Raw genomic sequence first — 16,115 nt, 5'->3', positions numbered from 1 at the left:
GCTCTGTAAACTGTCTATATTTTTTAGACACGCTTTTTTGTTTAAAGTCACAATTGTTTAGTTAAACAAAATAACGGATGTTTTATGAGATAAAAAATATTCATTAGATTTGCAATTCTACAAGGATGATTTCTCTCCCACGCTGAATTTTCGAATCTTCGAAAGGAAAAAGGTACAGAAGGAATTACTGAAGTTTTATTTAAAAGTAATTTTATCATGTCAGTTTTAGAAAAAATCAGTTCTAAAGATGCTATTGCATTGGAGGACAAACACGGAGCACACAACTATCACCCATTACCCGTTGTACTTAACAAGGGAGAAGGTGTTTACGTTTGGGATGTTGAGGGAAAAAAGTATTATGATTTTCTTTCGGCTTACTCTGCGGTAAATCAAGGGCATTGTCACCCAAAAATTGTTAAGGCTATGACCGATCAGGCGCAGACCTTAACGCTTACGTCAAGGGCATTTTATAATGATGTACTTGGGAAGTATGAAAAGTACGCGACCGAAACATTTAAATTTGATAAGCTTTTACCCATGAATACGGGAGCTGAAGCTGTGGAGACAGCGTTGAAGTTATGTCGTAAATGGGCGTACGAGAAAAAAGGTATAGCAGAAAACGAAGCACAGATTATTGTTTGTGAGAATAATTTTCATGGACGAACTACTACCATTATTTCATTTTCTAATGATCCTGTTGCCAGAAAGAATTTTGGACCTTATACTGCAGGCTTCATTAAAATAGAATATAATAACCTTAAAGCTTTGGCAGAAGCATTGGAGCAAAATAATAATGTTGCAGGATTTTTGGTAGAACCTATTCAAGGTGAAGCGGGAGTCTATGTTCCTTCAGAAGGGTATTTGCGTGAGGCAAAAGCATTATGTGAAAAGCACAATGTTCTTTTTATAGCAGATGAAGTACAGACCGGAATTGCTAGAACTGGTAGAATGTTGGCTGTAGACCATGAAAATATAAAACCAGATATTCTTATTCTAGGAAAAGCACTTTCAGGAGGAGCATACCCTGTATCCGCAGTTTTGGCTAATGATACTATTATGGGTGTTATTAGACCAGGTAACCATGGTAGTACTTTTGGAGGGAACCCTATTGCCGCTGCTGTTGCTATGGCTGCGCTAGAAGTAGTTAAGAACGAAGAATTAGCAGAAAATGCTGAAACCTTAGGTGTGTTGTTCAGAGAAGAGCTGAACAAATTTATAGCTACGTGTACTATTGTAAATGCTGTACGCGGTAAAGGCCTTTTGAATGCTATACTTATTAATGATACAGAAGAAAGCTCAACGGCTTGGGATATTTGTATGGCGTTAAAAGAAAACGGACTTTTAGCAAAACCTACGCATGGTAATATCATTCGTTTTGCACCACCATTGGTTATGAACAAAGAGCAACTGTTGGATTGTGTACGAATTATTACGACTACATTAAAACAGTTCGAAAAATAATTCAAAAAAATAGACAAGAAAAAGCCTGAAACTTAGTTTCAGGCTTTTTTATACAACTCCATTTGTGGTTTTATATATTACCCGAGGCTGCCGTGGCAATAATTGCGGCTATCACACCAAAGTAAAGAATACCAATAAGTAGATATACAGAGGCTAGGGCTAGACCTACATATGATAGTATTTTTCCTGTTTTTACATTTTCAATGCCTGAATATTCGCCATTGCTCTGGTCAAATGCTTGTTGCGCTGTTTTTGCATTAGAAAGGCCAATGAAGCTGAAAATAGCTCCGAATGGGCCACAGCAAACTAGGGTCAATACTATAGAAAGAATTCCAAAAGTTAGCGCGTTACTAGCGCCCGGTAAGGATTGTTGCATAGTTTTATCCTAATAATTCTTCCATTCTTTCTTGCATTAACTCAGGGTCTTGTATCTCGTCAAAGCCAAAAAAGGCTACCATACCAATGGTCATTATTAGATAAAGAGCACTTAATACTATACCAATAATAGCAAGAATTTTACCGGTTTTTACGTTTCCGTAATCCGTATAGTTTTCTGGGTTTTCTAAATATACAGCAGTTGCTTTTTTAGCTAAGACTAACGCCACTATTCCAAATATAAGACCAAGAATACCATAGCAGCAGCATGTAACTATAGAGAGTATTCCAAATACAAGAATGAGCGTAGCATTGGGCAGTTTGTGTTGTTCCATTTTTTAGTGGGTTAGGTGAGTCATTTTTAAAATATAGTTAACTAAGATAATAGAACCGCTGAGTATACCAAGGGTTACTTTTATAGTAGAATCAAATCGAAAACGAATAAATTGACTTGTAATAGCAAACAAAACAAGCGGAATTAACGTGAAAATTGCCGGGTACATATCAAAAGCAGCGCTAAAATCACCTTTTAAAAAAAGCACAATAGAACGCTGAAGACCACAACCGGGGCAGTCAATGCCAAAAAGCTTTTTGTTCAGGCAAGGTAGCATGTAGTCTTCAAGAACCAATAGAAAGGTGGCTAACTGCATTTTTACGGTTTAGCAATTCTTTCACGAAAATTACCATTATTTTTGTGGATACAAAATAAATTATGGCCGTTTTTCAAATAGGGGACAAGGTGGAGACCATAGATGATATTATCTCTGGTAAGGTAATTAAGGTTTTAGAAGGTGTGGTTACGATTGAAACTAACGATGGATTTGCTCTAGATTTTGAGTCAAATGAACTGGTTAGGGTAGATACCGGTGATATTAGAGTTAGTAATTACGAAATAAACCAAATCAAAGCAGAAAAAGAACTTCCAAAGAAAAGAAGAACGCAGGTCATAAAACCCAAAGAACGGAATGCTCCCAAAATGGAAGTGGATTTGCATATACACCAACTGACAAAGTCTAGTAAGGGGATGAGCAATCATGAAATGTTAAATCTTCAGTTAGATACAGCAAGAGGTCAATTAGAGTTTGCTATGCGTAAACGCATTCAAAAAGTAGTATTTATCCATGGGGTGGGAGAAGGCGTTCTAAAAGAAGAACTTTATTATCTTTTTAGACGCTATGATAATGTTAAATACTATGATGCGGATTACCAAAAATATGGTCTAGGAGCAACAGAGGTTTATATTTACCAGAACGGTTAGTTTCCTACAGTTGTATACGTACCTAGAACAAAACTGTCCAGTGCAGTAATGGTTACATCAGCAACATCTGCTCCATCTCCTTTTAAAACGAGTACCGCACTATTTAGTGAAATTGTATGCGTATAGGTAATTGCTCCGGCACCATCAGGTTCACTTGCCACGGTTTCAACATTTATAGCACCACTGGAAGAAATAAAATTATGACTGATGATTTCCTCGGAAAGTGCAGCTGTTGAACAAATCATATCGTCTGTAATAACAGTATCCAACACCGTATAGTTAAATTCACCGTTTTCTAGTGTTGCCGTTCGTGGGGTATCTATTTCGGTAACTTCATTTACCAAAGTAGTCAAAGGAATATCTAAGGAAACATATTCGTCGTTAATCATTTTGTGCAATCTAAGGCTGCCTTCAATACTATTACTTTCGCATTCAGAAAAATTGGTAATCGTCTCGTAGTTCATAAAGGGAACTTCAAGATTTAGGCTCGTAGGTGTAGATGTTTTAAAGGTTCCATACGTTAATGTAGAGGAATCTATAATACTTTCATTTTGCTCATTGGTCAAGACCAAACCACTAATTAGTATGGTATGTGAATAGGTTTTTACATCTTTGGAAACGGCAGTTACCTTTGTATTTACTGCAATATCTCCGGCTTCAGCGGTATTTTCGTTTATAACCGTGGGTTCCAATACGGGGATGGTGGAGCAGAAATAATCTGAAGAAACATCATCTGAAAAAAGTCTATAAACCAAATTGGATGAACCGCCCAAAGTACTGGTAAGCGTGCCTTCTGTAGAGCTTTCGTTCACCAATAATCCACCCTCTAATTCAAGTAAAAAAGCTTCGTCTCCATCTATTTTAAAGAAAAAAGTGGTGTCAAGCGGGTCGTCCTCAAGACCACAGGAGGCAAGACTAACAGTGTCAAAATCTACACGTTCAATTTGCAGGTCACCGTCGTCACAGGCAGATAAAAGGATTAAAATACCTAAAAGTAGCGTTTTCTTCATGTGCCAAATTTAAAGGAAATAAAGGACAAGTTTATTCTGAATTAGGGAGAAATTAACTTTAATTCCGCTAATTTTGGAGGATCTTAATTGAATTTTTTGGTGATGAAAAAGGTTTATTTGGATAATGCGGCCACTACGCAGGTACGCGAAAATGTGATTGTGAAGATGCAGGATGCGTTGGCCAACTTTTATGGCAACCCATCTTCTACTCATAGTTTTGGACGTTCGGCAAAGACAGCTGTAGAGAGTGCCCGTAAGACCATAGCTAAGCATATGAATGCCCATCCGTCAGAGATTGTGTTTACCTCTGGAGGTACAGAGGCGGATAATATGATTTTACGTTGCGCCGTTCGCGACTTGGATGTGAAAACCATTATAACTTCTAAAATAGAGCACCATGCCGTTCTTCATACGGTTGAAGATTTGGCCAATGAAAAAGGAGCCCAAGTATTATATGTTGATTTGGATGCATTTGGGAACCCAAAACTTGCGCATTTGGAAGCGTTGTTAACACGCGACGATTCTAAAAAGTTGGTGAGTCTAATGCATGTTAATAATGAAATAGGTAATAAGATTGATATTGCAGCAATTTGTGAGCTGTGTCATTCAAATGGAGCACTTTTTCATTCGGATACGGTACAATCTATTGGGCACTATGCATGGGATGTAAAAGATGTGCCTGCAGATTTTTTGACCGCTGCAGCGCATAAGTTTCATGGTCCTAAGGGTATAGGTTTTGCGTACGTTAAGAAAAACTCAGGACTGAAGCCTTTTATTTCAGGAGGTTCACAGGAACGTGGTAATCGTGCTGGGACTGAATCTTTTCATAATATTGTTGGATTGGAAACGGCTTTTTTGGAGGCATATGATAATCTAGAGTCGGAAACAGCTTATGTTCGTGGGTTGAAATCTTATTTTATAGATAAGATGAAGCAAGAAATTCCGAATGCTAAGTTTAATGGGCATTCTGGTGATATGGATAAGAGTACGTTTACATTGGTGAATGTTTGTTTACCTATTGACCCACAGAAAGCATTGATGCTTTTGTTTCATTTGGATATGAAAGGAATAGCCTGTTCAAAAGGAAGTGCTTGCCAGTCAGGAAGTGACTTGGGTTCGCATGTGCTTGCAGAAATCTTATCTAAGGAGGACCTTGAAAAACCTTCGGTTCGGTTTTCTTTTTCAAAATACAACACTAAAGAAGAGTTAGATTATACTATTCAGGCGCTCAAAGAATTTGTGGAAAAATAAAACTCCCTTTTAAAGGGAGTTTTAGTAATTACTTCTGTTTTCGGTCCTTTCGTTTTTCTCGGTCGTATGGAAATTTTCTGGCCGCTAGTTTCATCATTCTATCAATAAGGTCGGTTGTATTCTTTCCTGACTTTTTATTGATTTTCTTCTCATACTTCCAAAGAAGCTTTCCACTGGTGCCATCGCTGATTTTAACGCCAATACGTCCATAATTGGCATCACCGGAAAAGTAATCCATAAAACTAAATTCCGTTGGTATTCCTTTTGAAAGCAGAACGTTCAAGTCCATATTACCACTAATGATACCGTCTACGCCTAAAATTTCACTAAGTTGTTTAGTGGTGTATACATCAATATTATTGTAGTCGATGTTGTTTTGTGCCAAGATTGCATTGGTGTTTTTTACATCCTGAAAGTCTACATTGAATTTCTTTTTCTTTTTTCGCTTTGAAAAATAAGTTTCAAGTGCATTCTGTACGGCATAACCTTCTTTTTGCTCCAGTGCATTAAGCTCCTCGTGAGAAATATCATCCTTAAGTTCAAGATTGGCTAAAAAAGGAACAATGGCCAATACTTGGTGGCTATCGCTAAGGGCATCAAACTTATCACTTTCATAAATGTTCTTTTGGGCATTGGCAAGAATGCTAGTCAAAAGGAATGCGGCAAAAAAAATATTTTTCATTAGTATGTCTTCTAAAAGCGCATGCGTAATCTTAGGTTGAACACGCGACTTGTCATGAAATTAGGGACTGCAAATTGTTGTTTGCTATCCACATCCCTGACCCATGTATTGGTAATTGAATTTTGATTGTTGAACAAATTAAATATCTCAAATCCTGCGCTCAGTTCTTTAAACCTGTGCAACCAGTGGTTTTTTTGATAGGTTCTGTTTCCGCCCACAAAAATATGGGAAATTCCTAAATCTGCGCGCTTATAATCACGTAATCTTGTATTGTACACATAAGGATCTGCATAATTTGGAGAACCACCGGGTACCCCGGTGTTGTAAACCAGGTTCAGGTACATTTTAAAATTGGGAAATTCCGGAATGTAATCTTGAAATAATACTCCAAATTTTAACCGTTGGTCAGAAGGTCTGGCAATATATCCTCGGTCGTTACTATTTTCTTCTGTTTTTAAATATCCAATGCTCACCCAGGATTCGGTGCCTGGCACAAAGGCTCCGTTTAACCTTAAATCAGCTCCGTAAGCGTAGGCCTTAGCATCATTATTGGCAACATAGCGTATACGTACGTCTTCCAACGTATATGTGTTAACATGGTTCAGCCTTTTATAATACAGCTCGCTCATAAGTGTAAAAGGGCGTTCCCAAAGATTAAAAGAAAATTCATTGCCCAATACTAGGTGAATGGATTCTTGGGCTTTTACATCTGGGTTGATGGTTCCGGTCGCATCCCGCAGTTCACGATAAAAAGGAGGCTGGTAATAAAGTCCGCCGGAAAGCCTGAAGACCATATCACTTTTCCAACTGGGTTTTAAGGATACTTGTCCACGTGGACTTATAACAAATTGTGATGAGGTTTTAATGTCTTCTCCTGAAATTGTCCAGTGTTGCGCTCGAACTCCAATATTATAGTGGAAATCATGAGAGGCCAAGGAGAGTCTATTACTAAATTGCACAAAACCTGAAAAGCGATCGGTCTTGACAAAATTTATAGCGTTAACACCATCATAAGCAACAAGTGGTGAGTTGGAAGGTACTTCTGGTTCATTGGTATTGAACTCGGGCAAAGGTGGGCGAACAAAAAAACCAACGGAATCAATAAATTCAGATTCACGCAATTGATCGCGAATGTCTTCGTGAGTATATTTTATTCCCCATTCAAGCACTTTGTTTTCAATGGTATGGTTTCCTTTATGGGTAATGTTGAAAATTAGCGCATCCAGCTCGTTTCTAGCGCGGTTGAATTGAGTGCCAATTCCCCGTAGGTTTGTGGCACTACCAAAAGAATCGCTGGTAAGGTCATTATTAACATCGCCCAGCTCATATTGGGCAATTACATCAGAATATTCTTCTTCCGTAGTATGGTATAGCGAAACAATAAGCTTTAAGGTAGTTTTTTCGTTTACGAAGTAATTACCTTTTAAGGCTCCTAAAACTGTGTTATAGCGATTATTTTCTTCCCCTTGATAGTATATTCTAAGTGATTTGGGCTCAGCAATAGTACCAAAATTGGTTTGCCGGTTTAAAGGTTCGTTCTTATAATCGTTAATTGAAACAGTGCCTAGAAAGTCAAGATGGAATTTGTTGGAAAACCGGTAGGTCGTAAAAGTTTGTGCATCTGCAAAAGTAGGGTTGAAATTGGAGTTGGTCTCTTGGCTGTTTACCAATAAGCTGTTATTTCTATACCGAATACCGCTAATTGTGCTCAATTTTTTGTTTTTAGAAACCGTTTCTACTGTGGCGCTTGCTCCAAGGAAACTTAAATCTAGTTGCACATTGGTTTCTGATGGTTTCTTGTAGGTGATGTCTAAAACGGACGAAAGTTTATCGCCATATTTGGCTTGAAATCCACCGGAAGAAAAACGAACGTTTTGAACCATGTTACTATTCACAAAACTCATACCTTCCTGCTGAGCTGAGCGAACCAAAAAAGGGCGATAGACTTCAATTTCATTTACATATACTAGATTTTCATCATAATTGCCACCTCGTACACTGTATTGGGTACTTAATTCATTGCTTGAAGAAACACCGGGTAATAGTTTAAGAATATTTTCAACTCCGGCATTGGCTCCAGGTATATTTCGAACAATTTCTGGGCTTAGCGAGGTAATACCAGAAACCATTTTCTTTCCCGTAGGAGTGATGGTTACACCATCAATTTGTATGGCATCAACACTCAATACAGGGTTGAATTCAAAAACTTCGTTGGTGGATAGAATTAAGTCTTTTAATACGGCATTTTTATGTCCTAAATGAGAAAATGTTACCGTTATAGCTTCATCTGCGGTAACTTGTAGGGAGTAAAATCCGCTTTCATTAGAAAAAGTTCCAGTAGAATTTGTGGTGATGTTTACTTCCCTTAAGGGCTCATTCGCTTTGTTCAACACTATGCCTGTAAGCGTAGCGGTTTGCGCACTTAAGCCAAGTGTAAAACCGAATAGCGCAAAAACAAGAATAAGTCTAGAGCACTTCAAAAAGGTGTTATTTTCTATAAAAAGTATGGGTCAAAGTATTTGTATTGCCCACATTGTCAGTCACTGTAACTTCAAGTTTGCATTCTTTCTGATCTAGAATAACATCGTCAAAATTATAGGTTAGTGTCGCGGTTTTTGGCTCGTACTCCATCAATATCCATTTGCCGTTCAAGGTTGCGGAATACGTGTCAATACCACTAAGGTCATCCGTAATTCGTAAACTTAGATAGTGGTAGTTGTTCAGCCACTGTTTTTCTTTAAAGTTTTTCGCTTTTATTCTAGGAGCCACAGTGTCTTTTGCCAAAGTGTAAGTGCCCATGTTTCTGGTTCGTGTTGTAAATGTATTTCCACGTTTGTAGGTTGAGGCATGTGAGGGTCTTAATCTACTATCTAGTCTTGCAATGAACATCTGTTTTCTTTCTGCTTCACTATATTTTGAAACGTCAAAAGTAATGGTGAAGTTGCGGTGCGCCGCCACGGTAGAATTATGAATCCGGACCGTATCATCATCCTTTTTTAAATCGATGTAAAAATCGTCATAAAAAGTATTTGCAGGGAAATATACTTTTGCAGCACCTAAATCATAATTGTTCGGCTTTTTGGCAATCACATAATTCTCTGTCTTCTTCTCGTCCTTATCAACCTTTATAAGTTCTTTTTTTCCTTCTACAGGTATGATAGCCTTGGTTAAGTTGCCGGCATAATCCTTGATCAATAATTCAACATTGTAACTTAATCCTTCGCGAATATCAATCTTGCCTTCGTTTTCAACCGTGTTGTATATGCTTAATTTATTTCCGGGCGATTTATAGAGCAATTGAATACGCTGACGGTATTTTCCGTAATGGTAATAATCAATTAAAGTATTGATATATCTAGTCTCCCCAAAAGAAAAAGATTCTAAATCATAATCTGTATAGACTTTTCCGTTTACCAATTGTTGTACGGAATACACACCATTGTGGTTAGCGGCAAGGTCTTGACGGTCAAAACCTACAAAACCAAATCCTACTGTACCAACGGCATTAACAGGGTCAGCCAAGAACGTTCCGTCTTTTTGTCTCTTAAAATTAAGAGCGGTGGCGTTTTTACTTTGGTTAATTTGTGCATCTTCAGAAAGTGGAAAACCGTACAGTTTTTGTAATGTAGGGTTAGTGGCATCACGAACGTCAAAACCATATAATAATGGGTTTGTAGGTTTTTCCGAAATACTACTTCTAATTTCAAAATGAAGGTGAGGGCCAGAAGAACCTCCGGTATTACCACCGTAGGCTATAATTTCCCCTTTTTCTACTTTTATTTCTGCATAATCTGGGAAGTCTTCAACCTCATAGGATTTTTTCTTGTACTGAAGCTTCTTTACATATTCTTGGATTTTAGGACCAAATTTTTGAAGGTGTCCATAAACAGAAGTATAGCCATTTGGGTGGGCAATGTATAGCACTTTTCCGTAACCCCAATGAGAAACTTTTATACGGGTAACACTTCCATCTGCAATAGCATAAATGGGTAATCCTTCCCGTTGTTGGGTTTTTATGTCAATGCCAGAGTGAAAATGATTGGAACGTAATTCTCCGAAGGTCCCGGCAAGAACCAGAGGGATATCTACGGGAGACCGAAACGCATCTTGTGGGTATTTTTCTTGGGAAACACCAACAATAGTAGTAAACAGCAAAAGAAAGGCAAAAAGTTTTTTCATAATTCTAAGGGGCACAGATACGAAATTAGCCAAACGGTTTGAATTCTAGAAAATATATAGCGTCAAAAATCATACTTCTTATGTAACCAACGTTATTTAAAGGCTTAAAGTATTACTTGAAGAATAATTGAAAAAAGTATTGCTAAGTAGGGGCAGGTATGTTAACTTTGTGTAAAATGCATTGCGTTTGATTTATGAGTGAATTAGTCAAAGTCGTAGACTCGTTAGAGAATAAAATAAGCAAGCTTTTGCATAAGTTGGAGGTGCTTCACCAATCCAATACTAAATTGCAAGAGGAGCTTAGTGGTCTAAAAGAGGACAAAGACAAAGTGTTGGATTCTGTTTCTATGTGGGAGGAGAAATACAACTCGTTGAAACTCGCAAACTCAATGCTTGGCAGTAATACGAATAAAACCGAAGCTAAGCTTAAAATAAATACATTGATCAGAGAGTTGGACTATTGCATAGCACAACTTTCAGAATAATGTTCAAAAAATAAAATGTCGGAAAAGCTAAAAATAAAGCTTTCTATAGCTGATAGGGTGTATCCTTTGACCATTGATCCAAGCCAAGAAGAAGGCTTGAGAAAAGCGGCGAAGAACATTGAACAATTGGCGAAAAAGTTTGAACAAAGTTACGCTGTGAGAGATAAGCAAGATGTTTTGGCTATGTGTGCCTTGCAATTTGCTTCTAAAATTGAACAACGTGGTATTGATCAATCCGAAGGAACCGAAAATGCGACCGAACGTTTAAAAGCGTTAGATCAATTGGTGACCTCAAAGCTAGGTTTAAAATAAAATACGTTCTTTAAAATACATAAGTTACTGCCCACATTGGTATTACCTTTTGACAAACTCAACATTTATTTTGTTTAAAAAGGGTGAGTTTAGATTGTAAAAGCGGGCCCTACTCGTATAGGGATTCTTGATCAGTCTTGTAGCCCTAAACCTGTTTATTGGAGTTTGTTCAAAACTTCGCTGATGTGGGCTTTTTTTATGGATTTGTTTGAGCAACGGTGGTCGGTACATTATTCTTCATGTAGCTTCTAAGTGCTCAGGCTTGTTCAAACCTAAATTGTTAGATATATGGATAGTGCAACACTTATAATAGCCGGAATAGTCGGCCTTGCGATTGGATTTGCCATCGCAAAATTTTTGGAAAAGGGAAAAGCGTCAAAAACGCTTTCTAATGCCAAAACTGAAGCAAATTCAATAATTAGTTCCGCTAAGACCGAAGGCGAAAATATTAAGAAGGACAAGATTTTTCAGGCCAAAGAGAAGTTTTTAGAGTTAAAGGCAGAGCACGAAAAAGTTATTATTAACAAAGACAAGAAAATTGGTGAGGCCGAAAAACGCACTCGTGATAAAGAGTCTCAAGTTAGTAATGAATTAGCTAAAAGCAAAAAACTCAACACTCAGCTTGATAGCAAATTAAAGGAAGTTTCCCATAAAGAGGAGTTTCTTGAAAAAAAGCAAAGCGAACTAGAAAAGCTTCATAAGAATCAAGTACAACAGTTGGAGGTAATCTCGGGACTTTCTGCAGATGATGCAAAAGGTCAGTTAATGGAGTCTCTAAAAGAGACTGCAAAAACAGATGCCATGGCCTACATTCAAACAACGGTGGAAGAGGCTAAACTAACTGCTCAGCAAGAAGCTAAGAAAATCGTTATAAACACCATTCAACGTATAGGAACGGAGGAAGCAGTGGAAAATTGTGTGTCTGTTTTCAACCTAGAATCGGATGATGTTAAGGGTAGGATTATTGGTAGAGAAGGTAGAAACATCCGTGCATTAGAATCTGCTACGGGTGTTGAAATTATAGTTGATGATACTCCGGAAGCTATTATTCTTTCTTGTTTTGATTCAGTTCGTCGTGAGGTAGCAAGACTATCTTTACACAAGTTGGTAACGGATGGTAGAATTCACCCGGCACGTATTGAAGAGATTGTTAAGAAGACAGAGAAGCAGATAGAGCAAGAAATTGTTGAGGTAGGTAAGCGTACTGTAATCGATTTAGGTATTCATGGTTTACATCCGGAATTGGTTCGTGCTGTAGGTAGAATGAAATATCGTTCTTCTTACGGACAGAACTTATTACAACACTCTAGAGAAGTTGCTAAATTATGTGGTGTAATGGCTGCGGAACTTGGGTTGAATCCTAAGTTGGCAAAACGTGCGGGTCTTTTACATGATATTGGTAAAGTGCCAAATACGGAAGCAGAGGTTGAAACTCCACATGCTATTTTAGGTATGCAGTGGGCAGAGAAGTATGGCGAGAAACCGGACGTATGTAATGCTATAGGCGCTCACCATGATGAAATTGAAATGAAGACACTTATCTCACCGATCGTTCAGGTTTGTGATGCTATTAGTGGTGCAAGACCAGGAGCACGTAGACAAGTGTTGGATTCGTACATTCAACGTTTAAAAGACTTGGAAGAAGTAGCTTTCAGTTTTGGAGGTGTTCAAAAGGCTTATGCTATTCAAGCAGGTCGTGAACTAAGGGTAATAGTTGAAAGCGAAAAAGTGAATGACGAGAAAGCAGCACAGTTGTCTTTTGAGATTTCACAAAAAATACAAACAGATATGACATATCCTGGGCAAGTAAAGGTTACCGTAATTAGGGAAACCCGTTCAGTAAACGTAGCGAAATAAGGTACTTACTACTTTATATAAACAAAAAGAGAGCCGCAATATGCGGCTCTCTTTTTGTTTAATGACTATGACCTGTTATTTGTGATAGGGATTGTCTACCAACTTCTCTATTTCAAAAGTTTCATCATAAGCCGGCATGCGACCGCTGTCCCACAATTCTTTGTCTTTTACAGAATAAACCCATAAAGGCTTTACAAAGCTTTTGGTCCACTCTTGTGTTCTAGCTATCATATCCTTTAAACGTTCTGGATAACGGCCAGCAAGGTTTTTCTTTTCACCTATGTCTTGTGTTATATTGTGAAGTCTCCACGGTTCATTACCCATTCTGGTTATTTTCCAATCGCCAAGTCGGGCTCCAACATCATTATAACCTTCACGGTAGCGCAGAGAATAAATTAAATCGTTTTTATAAGGCTCTGTATTTTTCAATACGTCGTTTATGATATTCTTTCCATCCAGTTTTTTTCCTTCTGGAAGTTTAGCTTTGGCAAGCTCTGTAAAAGTAGGGTAGAGGTCCAATGCGGAAACAGGGAATTCAAAGCGTTGATCCTTTTTGATTTTTTTAGGCCAATGAAAAAACATAGGTACACGGTAACCGCCTTCCCAAGTATCTCCTTTTGTTCCTTTTAAGGGATAATTATTAGCTCCATGGTCAAAGTTCCCCCCGTTATCGCTTAGAAAAACAATCAATGTATTATCAAGTTGATTGGTTTCTTTTAGAGTTTTTACGATGTTACCAACACCGCGGTCAACCGCATAAACCATGGCGGCATAGGTTCTTCGGTCTTTGTCTTCTATGTTTGAAAATTTGGCCATGTCTTCAGCTTTCGCTTGAAGCGGAACGTGTGGTGCATTGTATGCCAAATAGATAAAGAAAGGTTGCTTTTTGCTAGCAGCAATTTTTATATCCTTACTAGCTTCACGGGAAAAACCATCGGTTATGTATTCGGTTTCGTTGGCAGGTTTCCCATTATGTTCCATCGGAAAAACATAATCTCTTATATTCTCGTTACCAGCTTTCATCTGTGAATTATAGGTCTTGTTATATTCACTTGGAAAGTAATGATGCCCTCCGCCTAGAAAGCCATAAAAGTTATCAAATCCTCTTTTATTCGGATGAAATTTAGGAGCAGAACCCAAATGCCATTTCCCGATGGCACTGGTATAGTAACCTGCATTTTGTAATACGTTGGCCATGTACGTTTCTTCTAAGGGAACACCCATGTTATCTTCATCATCTTTACTACTATTATGAAATAAGTTGTACGCGGTACCGGTTAAATGTGGATATCGTCCGGTAAGAATAGCAGACCTACTTGGTCCGCAAAAAGGATGCGCAACATACGCCGATGTGAAAATGGAGCCGTTACTTGCCAGTTTATCTAATTCAGGAGTGATAATATCTGTTGATCCGTTAAAACCAACATCTGAATAACCAAGGTCATCACATAAAACTACAAGAATATTTGGACGGGTTTCTTGGGCTATACCCATTGTAAAAATAGAGAGAAAAGCTGCGTATAGAAGCTGTTTAAGATTAGAAGATTTAATTTTCATATGTGTAAGTTTAATTTTGATATGTATATTAGAGGATGTTTTTCAAGGTGTATCCTTTTATTGATGACTATATTTTGCTTCGTTAAACTGCGATAATAATTGAGCTACTAATTCAGAATTTTCTAGTGCAATATTTGTTGTTTCGTCAGGATCGTTTTTATGGTCATAGAGTTCATAGTATAGAGGAGTAGCTTGTGGCTGTGTTTGGTCTTTCCAAACAATAAAGCGGTATTGTTCCGTTCGCATGGCGTATCCCATTAATTTATTTTCAAATAGATCTCTATTCCATTTTTCTTTTTGCTGCGATTTAATTTTTGTTTCAACCTCTTCAATTAACTGGCCAAAATAGGTTTCTCTCATAGCTGGCCGTAATGGGTAAGAACCCCATTCTCGTAAAGCCGGGGATGGAAATTGACTGAATACCGCTGTTTTCCATTTTTGTTTCGGATTCTTTAGAAGAGGAACAAAACTTAGGCCTTCAATATGTTCTGGTTTTTCAATTTGGGCGAGTTCGCATAGCGCGGGGTAAATGTCAATCAATTCCACTAAGGCATCTGTTTGAGCTCCTCTTTTTGTTTCGGGCATATCCGGAGTCCATATCATTAAAGGGACTCTCGTTGCGATTTCGTAATTGGTGGCTTTCCCCCAAATGCCCATATCGCCAAGATGATATCCATGATCACTCCAAACAATAATAATGGTATTGTCACGTATTCCAGCATCTTCCAAAGCTGTAATGGCACGGCCTATTTGAGCGTCAACATAGCTAATGCAAGCCAGATAGGCATGTTTTAAGGTTTTGGAAAGTTTTGGGTCAAGTTTACCTTTTTTAGGAATACCAGAGCGAACGCGCAACTCAAACGAGGGGTGTAGTCCCATTGCGGCACCATTTTCTGGAGGTATACTATCGGATGCCATTGGTATTTTTGTTTCATCGTATAAATCCCAGTATTTTTTTGGGGCTACCCAATTTAAATGAGGCTTATGAAAACCCATGCCTAAAAAAAAAGGTTTATCACTGTCTTTGGCCATCTTTTTGATGTCGGCAACTGCCAAATCCGTATTATAACCGTCACTATAAGTATTATCAGGAACATCTGCAGATTCGTATGCAGGCCCCATGGCTAGGCCATATTTAGCAACATCACCATATTTGGTGAACATTTCCTTACGGGTTTCTTCCCGTATTTGCTGGTTTTCGGGAAGGGCAAAGCCCACAACGGATTTAGGTTGTGGGTCTGGCACTCTACTCCATGATAAAGAATCGTCTAAGTCTCCGTGATGGAATATTTTACCGTAATAAACGGATTCATATCCGTTGTTTTTAAAATGCTGAGGTAGGGTAACAACATCAGGGTGGAGTTCTCGGATTTTTAAATAGTTGTGATAAATACCACTGGTTTCTGGTCTAAGTCCGGTTAAAACACTAGCCCGGGATGGACCACAAATTGCCTGTTGACAATAGGCTCTGTTAAACTGAAGTCCTTCACTTGCCAATTTATCTAGGTTAGGACTTTGCGCTATCATAGAACCATAGGACCCTAGTTCAGGCCTAAGGTCATCTATGGCAATGAATAGGATGTTGGGTTTGCGTTTATTCTTTTTTACAACGGGAGCTTCGTTTTTGCAACTAAAAGCAAGAAACGAAAGCAATATTATAGTTAAACTCTTTTTCATTTTTGTTGTAA

Annotated in this window: 15 protein-coding genes and 1 other RNA gene; 7 read left to right on the top strand and 9 right to left on the bottom strand. The window is 38.1% G+C overall.

Annotated elements, in window-relative coordinates; translation table 11 throughout:
* The first annotated feature begins 216 nt into the window (after positions 1-216).
* A complete protein-coding gene (gene rocD / locus IWC72_RS20105; protein ID WP_194531038.1) occupies positions 217-1,461 on the top strand; it encodes an ornithine--oxo-acid transaminase in 1,245 nt (414 codons plus the stop codon).
* Between the two features lie 70 nt (positions 1,462-1,531).
* On the opposite strand, the gene IWC72_RS20100 is transcribed toward rocD, so the two are convergent.
* From IWC72_RS20100 to IWC72_RS20090, 3 genes are read right to left on the bottom strand one after another with little or no spacing between them, the layout of a single operon-like run.
* Complete coding sequence (locus tag IWC72_RS20100; protein ID WP_194528001.1) at positions 1,532-1,837, bottom strand: CCC motif membrane protein; 306 nt, start codon at positions 1,835-1,837, stop codon at positions 1,532-1,534.
* A 4-nt stretch (positions 1,838-1,841) separates the two neighbouring features.
* Positions 1,842-2,171 (bottom strand): CCC motif membrane protein, encoded by a 330-nt coding sequence (locus IWC72_RS20095; protein WP_194528000.1) that lies wholly within the window; start codon positions 2,169-2,171, stop codon positions 1,842-1,844.
* Positions 2,172-2,174: 3 nt separating this feature from the next.
* On the bottom strand, positions 2,175-2,486 hold the full coding sequence (locus IWC72_RS20090; protein WP_194527999.1) for a DUF2752 domain-containing protein: 312 nt from the start codon (positions 2,484-2,486) through the stop codon (positions 2,175-2,177).
* A gap of 62 nt (positions 2,487-2,548) precedes the next feature.
* Here IWC72_RS20090 and IWC72_RS20085 point away from each other — a divergent pair, with 62 nt between their 5' ends.
* A complete protein-coding gene (locus IWC72_RS20085; RefSeq protein ID WP_194527998.1) occupies positions 2,549-3,094 on the top strand; it encodes a Smr/MutS family protein in 546 nt (181 codons plus the stop codon).
* On the opposite strand, the gene IWC72_RS20080 is transcribed toward IWC72_RS20085, so the two are convergent.
* A complete protein-coding gene (locus tag IWC72_RS20080) occupies positions 3,091-4,104 on the bottom strand; it encodes a hypothetical protein (RefSeq protein ID WP_194531037.1) in 1,014 nt (337 codons plus the stop codon). The two genes, IWC72_RS20085 and IWC72_RS20080, sit on opposite strands and share 4 nt — an antisense overlap.
* A gap of 102 nt (positions 4,105-4,206) precedes the next feature.
* Between IWC72_RS20080 and IWC72_RS20075 the strand changes: the two genes are divergently transcribed.
* A complete protein-coding gene (locus IWC72_RS20075; protein WP_194531036.1) occupies positions 4,207-5,355 on the top strand; it encodes a cysteine desulfurase family protein in 1,149 nt (382 codons plus the stop codon).
* Between the two features lie 28 nt (positions 5,356-5,383).
* Here the strand turns inward: IWC72_RS20075 and IWC72_RS20070 are convergent, their stop codons facing one another.
* The 3 genes from IWC72_RS20070 to IWC72_RS20060 are packed head-to-tail and all read right to left on the bottom strand — an operon-like array spanning position 5,384 to position 10,216.
* On the bottom strand, positions 5,384-6,037 hold the full coding sequence (locus IWC72_RS20070; RefSeq protein WP_194527995.1) for a hypothetical protein: 654 nt from the start codon (positions 6,035-6,037) through the stop codon (positions 5,384-5,386).
* Positions 6,038-6,048: 11 nt separating this feature from the next.
* On the bottom strand, positions 6,049-8,517 hold the full coding sequence (locus IWC72_RS20065; protein ID WP_194531035.1) for a TonB-dependent receptor: 2,469 nt from the start codon (positions 8,515-8,517) through the stop codon (positions 6,049-6,051).
* Positions 8,518-8,524: 7 nt separating this feature from the next.
* A complete protein-coding gene (locus IWC72_RS20060) occupies positions 8,525-10,216 on the bottom strand; it encodes a M23 family metallopeptidase (RefSeq protein WP_194531034.1) in 1,692 nt (563 codons plus the stop codon).
* Positions 10,217-10,410: 194 nt separating this feature from the next.
* On the opposite strand from IWC72_RS20060, the gene IWC72_RS20055 reads away from it, so the two are divergent.
* From IWC72_RS20055 to rny, 4 genes are all read left to right on the top strand, one after another.
* Positions 10,411-10,701 (top strand): hypothetical protein, encoded by a 291-nt coding sequence (locus IWC72_RS20055; protein ID WP_194527992.1) that lies wholly within the window; start codon positions 10,411-10,413, stop codon positions 10,699-10,701.
* A 15-nt stretch (positions 10,702-10,716) separates the two neighbouring features.
* The gene (locus IWC72_RS20050) at positions 10,717-11,013 is read left to right on the top strand and encodes a cell division protein ZapA (RefSeq protein ID WP_194527991.1); all 297 of its coding nucleotides are present in this window, start codon (positions 10,717-10,719) and stop codon (positions 11,011-11,013) included.
* Positions 11,014-11,069: 56 nt separating this feature from the next.
* Positions 11,070-11,180: non-coding RNA, 6S RNA (gene ssrS, locus IWC72_RS20045), on the top strand.
* Between the two features lie 121 nt (positions 11,181-11,301).
* Positions 11,302-12,870 carry a ribonuclease Y gene (gene rny, locus IWC72_RS20040; RefSeq protein WP_194531033.1) on the top strand — a complete coding sequence of 523 codons (1,569 nt, stop codon included), beginning with the start codon at positions 11,302-11,304 and terminating at the stop codon, positions 12,868-12,870.
* A 75-nt stretch (positions 12,871-12,945) separates the two neighbouring features.
* Here rny and IWC72_RS20035 read toward each other — a convergent pair whose 3' ends face one another.
* Both IWC72_RS20035 and IWC72_RS20030 read right to left on the bottom strand, forming a co-directional pair.
* Entirely contained in the window at positions 12,946-14,427 is a 1,482-nt protein-coding gene (locus tag IWC72_RS20035) for a sulfatase-like hydrolase/transferase (RefSeq protein WP_194531032.1), read from the bottom strand.
* A gap of 57 nt (positions 14,428-14,484) precedes the next feature.
* Positions 14,485-16,104: a sulfatase gene (locus IWC72_RS20030; RefSeq protein WP_194531031.1), complete on the bottom strand. Its 1,620-nt coding sequence runs from the start codon at positions 16,102-16,104 to the stop codon at positions 14,485-14,487.
* Between the last annotated feature and the right edge of the window lie 11 nt (positions 16,105-16,115).

Origin of the sequence: Zobellia roscoffensis (assembly GCF_015330165.1) — a bacterium.
Classification (GTDB): domain Bacteria; phylum Bacteroidota; class Bacteroidia; order Flavobacteriales; family Flavobacteriaceae; genus Zobellia; species Zobellia roscoffensis.
The sequence above is the reverse complement of the archived record's forward strand: the minus strand, read 5'-3'. Positions and strand labels throughout refer to the sequence as shown.